The organism is Vibrio sp. vnigr-6D03 (assembly GCF_002835515.1).
GTDB lineage: Bacteria > Pseudomonadota > Gammaproteobacteria > Enterobacterales > Vibrionaceae > Vibrio > Vibrio penaeicida.
In genome coordinates, this window is the sequence record NZ_PIZL01000003.1 from 26385 (window position 1) to 39472 (window position 13088).

Below are 13088 nucleotides of genomic sequence, written 5' to 3' on the forward strand. Positions count from 1 at the left end.
TTAACGAGATGTAAAAAACATTATTAATAAATGTCTCGTTAGCTTTGAATAATTAAAAAATAAGAGTGTGAAATTAATGTCGAATTAATACGTCATAGTGTGATGATAATAAAATCGCTAGGTAATAACTAATATTTAGAACCATTTGGCTATATCTTTGTGCATTTAGCTATTCCTGTTTTGGAGTAAATGCATAGGGTTATTGCACCTGAAATTCTAGGAATAGTAGATGGAAACTCAGGCTTTAAATACACCAGAATCATTAGGTAAGTTCAGTACGCCTTTCTTAATTCATGATTTTTTGGAAGAAAAAGCGAAAACTTCAAAAGATAATGTTGCCATTGAGTTTAATGGAAGAAAAACAACGTATTTCGATTTGAATGCGCGATCAAACAAAATCGCGCACTACCTCAAGTTAATGAATTTACCAAAGGGTAGTGTCATCGCCATAATGGTAGAGCGATCTGAAGAATTAATATATTCAATATTAGGTTGTTTGAAGTCTGGGCATTGCTATCTACCTATAAATCAAGGAATACCTAGGTCTCGTAATCAATATATATTGAATTCCAGTAATACGGTTTTGTGTTTATATGGCGATAAGTATGAAGGAGAGTTTTCCTCTCAGTTCTCCTCGAAAGAAAATATAAAAAATATTATCAGTGCCCCACATTTAGGTAGCCATAATTTAAACTTAGAATTATCAGATAAGACAGCGGCTTACCTTCTTTACACTTCCGGATCTACGGGGGTACCTAAAGGGGTCATGCAAACTCACAGAACGCTAGTTAATTTAGTGCGTTCTCAGATTCAGCAAGATCAAATAACGCAGCCTTACCGAACGCTTCAATTTACGCCTGCAACCTTCGACGTTTCCATACAAGAAATGACCACCGCTTGGGCGACGGGTTCAACGTTAGTCATGATGAGTGATGAGCAAAAAGAGGACCTATCTCAGCTTCCGGAGATCATCATTCAGCAAAATGTAGAAAGAGTGTTTTTGCCCCCAGCCGTTTTTGGCTGGATAGCTGACCACGTAGTGGCATTCAATAAGTTAATACCCGAACTAAAGCAAGTGATTGTGGCAGGTGAAGCTTTGCAGATGTCGGTCAATATGTGCCAGTTCCTCTCCGCACACCCATCGTGTGAATTGTGGAACCATTATGGGCCGACTGAAACCCATGTTGCCACTACGTTTAAAGTTGCTACGTACGCGTCTGGGCACTGTCCACCGATAGGAAAACCGGTTCTCAATACCCAATGCTTCATTCTCGATGACCACCAAAATGCGTGTGCAGATGGAGAACAAGGGGAACTTTGGGTAAAAGGAGCTGGGATTGCTCTTGGCTACATAAATGCTGACGAGCAAACCATGAGCCGCTTTTCGACGGCAGAAGATGGGCAACCGATGTATCGCACAGGCGATAGGGTGAGCAAAGATCCTGATGGAAACCTCGTTTTTCATGGTCGTAAAGACGATCAAGTACAAATTCGAGGGTTTCGAGTCGAGCTAGGAGAAATTGAACAAGCGCTGACGTCGATAAATTCGATTAGCCAAGCGGCAGTGGTGTATGGGGGTAAGGAAGAATCCTTTGGGTTATGTGCCTTCATAAAACAAACTGCCCCGAAGCGAGATTTAGATACCGTTCGCGCCATTCTTGAGGAGCAGTTACCAAACTATATGGTGCCAGAGAGCTTGGTAGAGGTATCCGACTTTCCTTTAAATCAGAACGGCAAAGTGGATAAGAAAGCCCTAGTAGCCCGTCATTTTGAATCTAGCGGCTCCACACAATTTTTGGCGACAGAAACCGAGCAGAAACTTCGAGCGATATGGGCTAGTTTGACTGGTTCAAGCGAAGACGGAATTGGTCGTGACAGCTCGTTTTTTAGTATTGGCGGGGAATCCATTCTAGCGGTTAAGTTGCTCGATAAAATACAAATGGAATTCGATAAAAGCATCAGTCTCGAATCAATATTCCTGCACTCAACCCTCAAAGATTTGGCGACCCATATTGATTCTTCTTCAAACCCCATTGCTCAGTTACCCGTGTTTATTTCCTCGGACCAAACGGTTTCCGAAGATCAGGTGTCGTTCGCGCAATCCAGCTTTTGGTTTTTGAATCAATCGGGACAATCTAAGAGCTACAACATTTTACTTCCAATAGATGTTGGTGGGTCATTGGATGTGATCCAATTAGAAGTGGCCCTCGAGCTTTTGGTCACCAAGTTTGATGTGTTCCAAACTGGCTTTACGCTCAATAGTACGGGTAACCTTGTTCCCACGCCGTTACGGCAATCTTTCGAATTCCGCAGCACTTCGGATGATCTACAAACCATTACCGAGAGAGAGCAGGCCCATGTGTTTGACTTAGAAGCTGGGCCGCTTCTTAGGGTGAGCGCGATACAACAGAACGCGGACAGCGCAGTGCTTCTATTGTCTGTCCCTCATATTATTGCAGACGGTTGGTCGATGGAGCTTGTGTATAAAGAGCTTGTCGCACTTTACACCAATTCAGAATTAGCCCCCATCAGCCCTAAATTTGGTTTTCAAGAGTTTGCCCTTAGCCAAAAAGAATGGGTTAAGAAAGGGTTGCTGGAACCGTCAAGACAGTACTGGAAAACAGCGTTGGCTTCGCTGCCTACGGTTCATCAAATCCCATTGGATTACCCGCGGCCAACCATTCGAACGTTTGAAGGGAATCAAGCTTCAGTTTTGTTGCAACCTTCTCTTGTCAGCGAAATTGAGCAATGGTCTTCAACGCGTGGCATGACTTTGTTTATGACGGTGCATGCTGCATTTTCTCTTTTGTTGAGCCGTTTAAGCCAGGCGGAAGAATTAGTGGTAGGTGTACCTGCTGGTGGGCGCACGAATTCGGACTTTTCACAAGTGGTTGGGTATTTATCAAACCTTGTTCTTTTAAGAACAGAATACAACCCGCGAATGCGCGTGGACGCCTATTGTGAACAAATAAAACAGCGTAATTTCGATGCCTTAAAGCATCAAAACTACCCATTTGAATGCGTGATGGAGGAGCTAGATTACTCGGCCAATCCGTCTTTCAATCCGTTATTTCAAGTGATGCTCAGTGTGGAAGACCAGCTGACGAAGCTCGAAACCGAAGGTGCCATATTCGTACCGCAACACTATCTGACCCAAGGGGCAAAATACGATTTGCACCTAAGAATCATGAAAATGAATGATGGGCAGATATCACTGGATTTGGAGTACGACAGCAAACTATTCAGAGAAGACACGGCACAGCAATTGGTGGATGGGGTCTGTACGCTGCTTAAAGGCTTCACGGAAAATCAAAACTCAGAGCTACACGCCTTGCCATTTGCACCATTATCGGAATGGAAAGCGCTACCCAAAAAACAACCTCACACTCAAACGCAAAACCTGTTTACGCTTTTTTCTGACGCAGCAAAGTATTCTCCTAACTCGGTGGCTTTGGAGTTCAATTCTGCCAGTATGAGCTATGCAGAGCTTGATCTTTACTCCAATCAACTCGGCGCATGGTTACAAAATGCAGGGGTGGAAAAAGACCAGCACGTTGGTATTGCATTACCAAGGTCGTTTGAGCTTATTATTGCGATTCTGGGCGTTATCAAAGCGGGTGGTGTTTATGTTCCATTTGAAGAAAGCCACCCAGATGCACGTTTAAGTACTATTGCAGAAGATGCAGATATACGCATTCTGATTACTGATGGAATCCAAAAAAAATGGGCACCGTCGGCTATTTCTCAAGTAAATATGGATACCGCCATACACCATGGTGACACTCAACGTCTTCATCCTGTAGAACGTTTCGATGATGATCCTCTTTCCCTTATCTACACATCGGGTTCGACCGGTAAACCTAAAGGTGTGGTTCAAACACATCGAACCATTCGGAATTTGGTTGAGCACCAAAGCCTCGAAGATGGGATAAATGAAAGCTTGAGAACGCTGCAATTCACGCCAATAGGATTTGACGTATCGATTCAGGAATTGGCGACAAGCTGGAAAACATTGAGCCCATTGGTTCTTATTGAGCAATCAGAGAAAGACGAACTTAATACATTTGCTCAGTGTTTGGCCGAGAAAAACATCGAGCGACTATTCTGTCCTCCGGCTGTGCTAGCTGTGCTCGCGGAACAACATGACGACTCGAATAACCGACTCTCTTTAAAAGAGGTCATTGTTGCGGGGGAAGCATTAATATTAACCCCAGCGATACGTCGGATGTTTTTGAAACTAGATAGTTGCCAACTGTGGAACCACTACGGACCAACCGAAACGCATGTAGTCACGACTTATCGAGTAAACACCAATAGCGATGGTGAATTTCCACCAATTGGAAGCCCTATATCTCATTCTTCGCTGTTTGTTCTAAACGCCTCGGGGCTGCCTTGTTCAAAGGGCGAAACTGGTGAGCTTTGGGTCGGTGGGGATTGTTTAGCAAAAGGGTATCATCAACGTGATGAAGAAACACAGGCGCGTTTTCAACATCATGACTATGCGGGTCAACGCCTGTATAGAACAGGAGATTTGGTTCGCCAATCTAGCTGCGGCGCGCTTGAATACATAGGGCGGCAAGATACTCAGGTCAAAATTCGCGGTTACCGCATTGAATTATCAGGGGTGGAATCCACATTACTGAATTTGGCCCATGTGTCTGAGGCTCGTATTATCGCTCAGCCCCGTGCTGCGCACGACAAGCAGCTTATCGCTTATGTGGTGCTCTCGAATTCAGAATCTGATGAATCACTCATTATACCGTCTCTTCATGCAGAACTGAGTGAGCAGTTACCCAGCTATATGCTGCCTCATTCGATTATTTCAGTACCGTCGTTTCCGCTGACCACCAATGGGAAATTGGACATCGCTAAATTGCCTGATCCGAAAGAGGCACTTTTAAGCGCAGCAGAAGAGGGCGAGCTCACCCCAGCACTGATTCGAATGAAAGCCATATGGGCAGAAATATTAGAAATTAGCCCGAGCAACTTCAGCATTATTGATCCTTTTTTCAGCTTAGGTGGGCATTCTTTGCAAGCCGTTCGGTTAGTGAATCGAGTTGTTCGGGAATACAAGAAAGACGTATCTTTGCGAGACTTTTTCCAAAACAGCTCAGTCGAAAAACTTTCGAGGTTTTTGGAAGATAGGTCGGAATCGGCTTTAGCGGGTTCGACAATACCTAAACGAAATACCCAATTGCCGATCCCTTTAACTCCGCAGCAAGAAAAATTGTGGTTTGTTTGGAAGCTAGAGGGTGGGCTGAAAGAGTATAACCAGCAATTGGTTATTCGCGATCCTCAATGCCTTAATCGTAAGGCAGTAGAATCCCTATTTAACCAGTTCGTGATGGCGAACCCCGCTTTAAGAACACAGTTCTATCAAGAAAAAGGGGAGTGGTTTCAGGAGGCAATAAGTTCCGTTTCTTTAGAGCTGGATTGGGAGAGTGTATCGACCGTTCTGCCGAAAGATCTCAACGCCATGTGCTTGAGTGAAAAAGAGACGGAGTTTGATCTCACCAAACAAATCGGGTTGAAAGTAAAGGTTTTAGAGACTTCGGAAGCCAATAATATTTGGATTTTGACGCTTTCACATTTGATATTTGATGGTGCGAGTGCAGCGGTATTGCTCGAAGACATCTCACTGCTCGCCCAAGATAAACACCTGTCGAAAGACAAGGACTACTTTGATTATGCACAGTGGGTTCAGCTCATTAGTCAGCCTGTAGAAGAGGCAGGGCTAACGTTTTGGAAGCAGCACTTAAAAGGCATTCCTGACTTGCTTCATTTGCCTCTGGATTTCGCTCGGCCAAACAACCCATGTTTTAGCGCAGAATCGGTGCCAATCGAGATCAACCCTCAGTTACTTGTGAAGCTGCGAGAAGCAGCGGCGATACACGATTTGACTTCGCATATGCTTATCCATGGAACGTTGTCGCTCACGCTATCAATGTACGCGGGCGTTACGGATGTGGTGTTAGGTATCCCTGTTGCGAATCGAGAGTCCGAAGCTCTAAATGATGTCATTGGCTTTTTTGCAAACACGATTGCCGTTCGTACAGACTGCAATCGCGAACAAACATTAAACGATTTTTGGACTCAAATACGAAGCAATGCTTCGCTGGTTCAGCAGTATCAAAGTGTGCCTTTCGATAAGGTGGTGGAAGCATGCAACCCCGTTAGAAGCCGATCTTATAGCCCTATCTTTCAAGTGTTGTTCAGCATGAATTCTGTAAACCATGCTTCAAAAGAGTCGCCTTTTGAACTGATGACAGAGGCGATGGCAGAGCAACACAGTGTGTTGGATCTTATCGTTAACTTAGTTGAAGACGAGCAGCACTGCCACGGCCACTTTACCTACCAAAAAGCGTTGTTTACTCAATCGAGCATGGTACGTCTAGCGCAGAGTTGGGTGGATATGCTGGAAATTATGGCGTTAATGGTCAGCCAAAAGCAAGAAACCATTCCACTGTATGACCTTCCTTTAGTGGAAGGAAGCCTAATTGGACAGCACCCACAATCAAAGCGCCTCAATGCACCAGAATTGAACATTTCTAAGGCGCCGAGCCAAACAGTTTTGTGTGACTTTAAAGAGCAAGTCAGGCTGAGAGGGCAAGCCGTTGCTTTGAGTTATGAAATTGACAATCATTTATTTTCAATAAGTTACATTCGGTTGAATGAGCTTTCCGATACCTTGGCAAGTGTACTTAGTGCGGATGGTATGAAAGCGGGTGACATGGTGGTTGTTCATGTTCAGCGAGACCCGCTGACAGTGATCGTTCAGCTGGCCTTGTTTAAGATTGGGGCGGTATATCTGCCAGTGGAAGAGTCTACCCCTACGGAGCGGCAAGCCGTCATTATTGAAGAAAGCCGCGCTCAGTGGCAGATCAAATTTTCAGCCAACAACATAGCTGTGAAAGGCGTTAAGACAAAATTCATCAGTTTGCCTCAACTCTCTGCCATGAAGGTGTTGGATTTTACGTCGAATACGTTAAGCGCAGAAACTTCTGCCTACGCGATCTATACCTCCGGCTCTACAGGAAAACCGAAAGGTGTATTGGTTGGGCATGGTGGTTTAGCCAATACCATCCGCTCACTGGTTTCGGAGTATCATCTTCATGACGACGCTCGGGTATTACAAAATGTTCCTCTAGGGTTCGATGTGTCGATTTCTGAGGTCTGGCAGGCGTTATGCTCTGGTGCGTCGCTGCATATCGTTGGTAAAGATGCACTAGTACCGGGCAAGCCACTAAGCCAAATGTTGATAACACATAAAATCACGCACTTATCGATTGTACCAACAGCGTTAGATGTTATAGAGCCTCATAAAGACATGGCTTTGGAGTCATTAATTGTTGGGGGAGAAGTGACGTCGAAAGCCCTAATTGAACGTTGGCTGCCGTTCTGCCGCTATTTTGTGGCTTATGGACCAACAGAATGCAGTATTTGCTGTTTCACTCAAGAATATGACCCAAACACGTCGATTTATAGCATTGGAAACATTGTGCCAAACATGCAAGCCCGTGTGTTGGACGATTATGATCAACCTGTTATTCCCGGAGCGATAGGTGAGCTTTGTATATCTGGAGTGGGTTTAGCAAAAGGCTACTTAAACCGACCAGAACTGACTAACCAACGGTTTTTCGAATGGGAAGACGGCTTTACCTACTACCGAAGCGGAGATTTAGTGCGTGTTTTGGGTGATGGAACCATCGAATTCCACGGCCGTGATGATCATCAAGTCAAAATTCGAGGGCAGCGCGTTGAACTTACCGAAATAGAATCCGCAATTAGCCGAGTCGATTCAGTACGAGCTTGTGCTGTGACCTACGAAGCGCACGATGGGGTTCAACAGTTGGTGGCTTACATTGTGTTATCCGGCAGAGAGGATCTTAATGCTGCTTCGCTCGACGAGATAAAGTCCGTAACAGAAAATGAATTGCCGTCCTATATGTGGCCTAACCATGTCATTGCACTGGAATATCTACCTTTTACGGCGTCGGGCAAGCTCGATAAAAGCCAGCTCCCCAGTCCAGACATGGGAGTTAAAGCCACAGCTATTCAATTACCGACCAACGAAATAGAAACCAGCCTTTTGTCTCTATGGTCCGAGCTTTTATCTCTGCCCCCTGAACAGATCAGTACGGACGAAAGTTTCTTCAGCGTGGGTGGACATTCCCTGCTTTTGATCAAGTTAATAAATGAAATTGAAGTGAGGTATGGAATGTCGATGTCGACATCCTTTGCCTATGAAAACAATACGATTGTTCAAATGGCTGTAGCCATTGAAGAGGCTAACTACAGTAGCCAAACAAAAGACGACTCAACGGAAGAGATGGAGTGGTAAACGTGAACATTACCCAGTTAATTAATCAACTCAAAGACAAACACATCCACTTGTATGTGGAAGAGGGCAAATTAAAAAGCCGCGCAGCAAGCGGGTTGATAACCACCGAAATTGGACACCAAATAAAAGAGAATAAGGCAGAAATTCTCAGTTGGTTCCAGCACCAAGATTTGTTAAAAAAACCGATCTTACCGAGAAAAATTGAACCAGAAACGTTCCCGTTGTCGTTTTCCCAAAAACGTTTGTGGACGATCGACAAAATTGAAGGCAGCAACGAACACTACAATATGCCGTGTGCATACCAAGTTTCTGGTCTTTTAGATGAGCAAAAGCTCGAAGCAACATTTGAAGCGCTTATCCATAACCATCCGATGCTCAAAACCGTCTATTCCGAGCAAGAAGAGGCGCAATTTCTAGCGGAGCGCCCTGCGTTTACACTCAACATCGTTGATCTTTCTGATATGCCAGAGCATCAAGCCGAAAAGGCGGTGCATGAATACCGTTTGTCTGATGCTTGCACTCCGTTTGATCTGAGCCAAGACTGCATGCTCAGAGCGGCATACCTAAAGTTGCCAAATAGCGTCAGTGTATTGGTTATTAATATCCACCACATCGCAGCAGATGGTTGGTCTATGGAGATATTAATCAACGAGATTATCGAGAGATATGAGTCAGGAAATATCCAGGTTACCAATAAAGCAAACAAACCTGATTACTTCGATTACGCATCGTGGCAAAAAGAGTTATACCAGTCTGGCGCCTACGGCAGCCAACTGTCTTTCTGGAAAGAGACATTAAAAGATGCGCCAGCAACACATTCGCTTCCCGTAAATCTTTTTCGTACAGAGCAGGGCAACCCTCCAATTCATGCCAATAACAAACAGGTTGCGAGTGTCGCTACTGCCCCTTTTAGTGCTGAGTTGAGTCATTCTTTAAGGATGACGGCTGCTCGATTAAATTGCAGCTTGTTCGAGTTGATGTACGGGTTGTTTGCTATTACTACAAGTGCAAGCAGTGAATCAAATGATGTGTTGATGGGGACAGCCGTTGCAGGGCGTAATCGACCTGAATTAATGGATCTGGTTGGATTTTGTGTCAACACCTTGGTATTGCGATTACAAGTCTCGCCGACAGATTCAGTGGAGAAAACATTACTGAAAGCCATTCAAGTGGTGAGGAATGCGCAAGACCATCAAGACGTGCCATTCGATTACATCGTTGATGAGATTAACCCCGTTAGAAATGCTTCTCAAAATCCACTATTCCAAATCATGTTTTTGCTGGACTCAGTTGGTCCAAGTAATGTTTACATTGCTGATATTCCGATGAAATTAATGGATCCTTGTGAGCAAAAGAGGAAGTTTGATCTCACGGTCAGTGTGAAAGACAGTGGCGCTGATATGAGCGTGAATTTCGAGTACGACAGCAACAAGTTTGATCCTCGCTTTATCTCCGAGTTTATGGAGCGTTACTCGTTACTTGCTCAATCATTCGTTCATCAGTTAAGCACCCCAGTAGAGTGTTTTGATTGGTTTAAAGGGACAGATCTTACGCCGTCGGTATTGAGCCACTGGCAAGATCCAAATGAACATAGACCTGTTCTTGAGGTGTGGAAAGAGGTCGTTTCACGTTTTCCTAGCCGTGTTGCGCTGCAAGAAAATGGGCACACTCTGACCTATAGAGAACTCGACGAAAAAACCGATTTACTAGCCAGTCATTTAAAGCGACTTGGCGCCAAGCCAGAATCCATTATTCCTGTTTTCCTTCCCCGTGGTATGGACGTATTTGTATCCGAGTTAGCGATTCTAAAAGCTGGAGCCGCGTTTTTACCGATCGATTCCAAATGCCCGACTTCGCGCCTTGAATTCATATTATCGGATTGTGAGGCGTCGATAGTGATATCTAATGAGCCCATACACTTGGCATTTTCTGGTGATACGGTTTTGCTCAATCCCAATTTTTGGAATCAGTTGGCCTCTGATGAGTCGATAATATTACCAGCAGAGGATAGGTCGCTCGATTCCCTTGCCTATGTGATTTATACCTCTGGTTCCACTGGTATGCCAAAAGGCGTGTTAGTGAAAGACATTGGGCTATTGCAAGTTAGCCAGTGGCAAATGTTGGACTTTGATATTTCAGAGCAATCGGTGACGACTCAAATGGCTTCTGTTGCATTTGATGCGTCGGTTGGCGAAGTATGGGCTTTCTTATTGTCTGGTGCGTGTGTTGCCATCATTGACGAAGACGCCAAGCGTTGCCCAAATGCTTTATTACAAAAGATGCGCGAGCTTAGTATTTCGCACAGTTTCATTCCTACTGCATTGATGGAAGCCATTGCTTCGGAGTCTGACTATTGTGATATGCCTGACCTTCGTTACATCATCACGGCAGGTGAAGCACTGCACTCTGTATCGTTCCCTTTCTCAGACAATGTACAAGTGGTGAACGCCTATGGACCAAGTGAAAACTCGGTTGTTGCAACGCGTTATCTAGTACAAGGCACCGAAACGCAAAGCCCTCCGATTGGCACGCCAGTTAAAGGCGTCGAATTGTGCGTGGTTAAAGGGAATCAATTAGCGCCAGTTGGCGTTCTCGGTGAGCTATTCCTAGGAGGGAATGGTGTATCGCGTGGGTATTTGAATCAGCCAGAACAGACAAAAAATAAGTTTATTGCCAATCCTTTTGAGCAATTAAGGTCGGATAGGCTGTATCGCACTGGTGACTTAGTACGCATGAACTTTGAAGGCGAATTGGAGTTTGTACGACGCGCTGACGACCAAGTTCAATTGCATGGGTATCGAATTGAATTTGGGGAGTTGACGCACAGAATAACCGCCTCTGGTTTAGTGGCAAGTGTCGCGATTGCAATAGTAGGAGAAGGGGGGCAGCAGCGGTTGTTCGCCTTTGTCACAGCAAAAAATGATGAACAAAATCACACTGATTTATCTCGGGATCTGCTATTGCAACTGACTGCTTGGTTCCCTAGCTATATGGTTCCTACGGTTGAAGTCGTAGACACGTTACCTTTAACTCAGAACGGCAAAGTCGATAAATCGTTTTTGCAAGAGAGAGCGAAGTCTAGAAAGTTAAGAACAGACATTGGGTTACCTCGTACTCCACAAGAGAGTGTGGTTATAGAAGCCTTTTCAAAAGTGCTTCAAGTGGAAGACATCAGTATCTTTGATGACTTCTTTATGCTTGGCGGGCACTCCCTTTCAGTACTGAGTTTGGCGTCTTATCTTAAACGCCAAAATTGGGTCGTGACTGCGGAGCAAATTTATCAAAATGCCACTCCTTCAGCGCTGGCTTCGATTATCAAACCGCATAGCTCAATAGTGGTGGAAGATACTCAGGAAGTGGAAGAAACCTTTCCGTTGCTAGCCAACCATCATTGGCTACTCAATCGGTACAACGTTAACCACTGTAACTCGTCTGCACTTATTGATTTTGAAGTATCGATAGAAGGCGAGTATTTGAATCAATCTATTGCTCAAATTCTAAAACATCATGATGGCATGAGAAGGGTATTGATTTCCGATGAATCGGGAGAGCGTCAGCAAAAAGTTCAGCCATTTTCCAAATTAGCCCCTTGGTGGTTTACAGAAGATCTTTCAGGTGTCGATGAGGAAGCATTACCGCAAGCACTAGCAGAAACCTGCCAAGGCTACCAAGTGTCTCTGCATATTGAAGAGTGCCTTTTTAAAGCCGTGCTGTTTGATCTTGGGCGAGAACGAGGACAACGACTGCTGCTCGTTATGCATAGATTATTGATAGACCCATATTGTTACATGTTCTTTATGGACGACCTCTATCAAGGGTATGAGTCAGCCAGACAAGGTAAGCCTATTACATTGCCTGAAAAAACGCTGTCAGTGGCGGAATGGAGTCGGTGGCAATATGAGTATGCTCAGGGTAAAGCAAAAGACTATTTCCCATATTGGAAAAATTTGTCTTGGGAAAAGTGTCTGCCTCTATCGGAAGACCCCAATTTATCGTTGCCAGAAGAAGTTCCTGAGGTGCTGGCACCGGAATTACTTTTGAGCCAACTGAGCGTAGAAGAAACGACCAATCTCAATACGGCAAGTACGCTTTCTGGTTACGCTCACGATGTCATTCTAATTACAGCCATGGTGAAAACCTATGGTGCGTTCAGTGGCAGCGACGCTGTCTTTTTGGTCTTTATGAATAATGGGCGCTCTATTTCAGGTGCTCGCCATTTGGATTTGACCAGAACATTGGCTTGGTTGCCAAACTATTACAATTTGATGTTCGATCTAACGGAGGCTCAAACCCTTCAAGATGCGGTTAAAAATGTGGCTGAGACACTCGAAAAATTGAACGATGTTGGGCTGTCATTTAGCGCTTTAAAATACATGTGTGAGGATCAGGAAGTTCGTCAAACGATGGCTGAGATCCCTCGTTTTCATTTTGAATTTGGCTACATACCAAGTAACTCCATCAAAGGTGATGAGCCCGAATTCGGAAAGTTAATGAAACTGGCACAAGAATCCCAAGGTTACCTTGATGATGTAATGTACAAGGACACACCGCCACTCATCAAAACCTACCCTGTTGGTGATCGCCTACATATGCATTGGGGCTACTCCCCAACCCAGTTTACGCGTGAATATGTAGAGAAAATGAACACCACATTCCACCACTATATCAATGAAGTTGTCTCCACTTTGCTGTCGGGTCATACCGCAGAAGAGACCATCCAATCTGCCAAAATCGACTAACGGAAACT

2 protein-coding genes are annotated in these 13088 nt (G+C 44.7%); both read left to right on the forward strand.

Annotated elements, in window-relative coordinates:
* The first annotated feature begins 229 nt into the window (after positions 1–229).
* Entirely contained in the window at positions 230–8341 is an 8112-nt protein-coding gene (locus tag CW749_RS04845; protein WP_101110917.1) for a non-ribosomal peptide synthetase, read from the forward strand.
* A 2-nt stretch (positions 8342–8343) separates the two neighbouring features.
* Positions 8344–13080, forward strand: coding sequence for a non-ribosomal peptide synthetase (locus CW749_RS04850; RefSeq protein WP_180958326.1), 4737 nt, complete (start codon positions 8344–8346; stop codon positions 13078–13080).
* Positions 13081–13088: the final 8 nt, after the last annotated feature.

Excerpts from the sequence above, each read along its gene's own strand:
- CW749_RS04845 (WP_101110917.1), top strand. The coding sequence starts at position 230 with ATGGAAACTCAGGCTTTAAATACACCAGAATCATTAGGTAAGTTCAGT.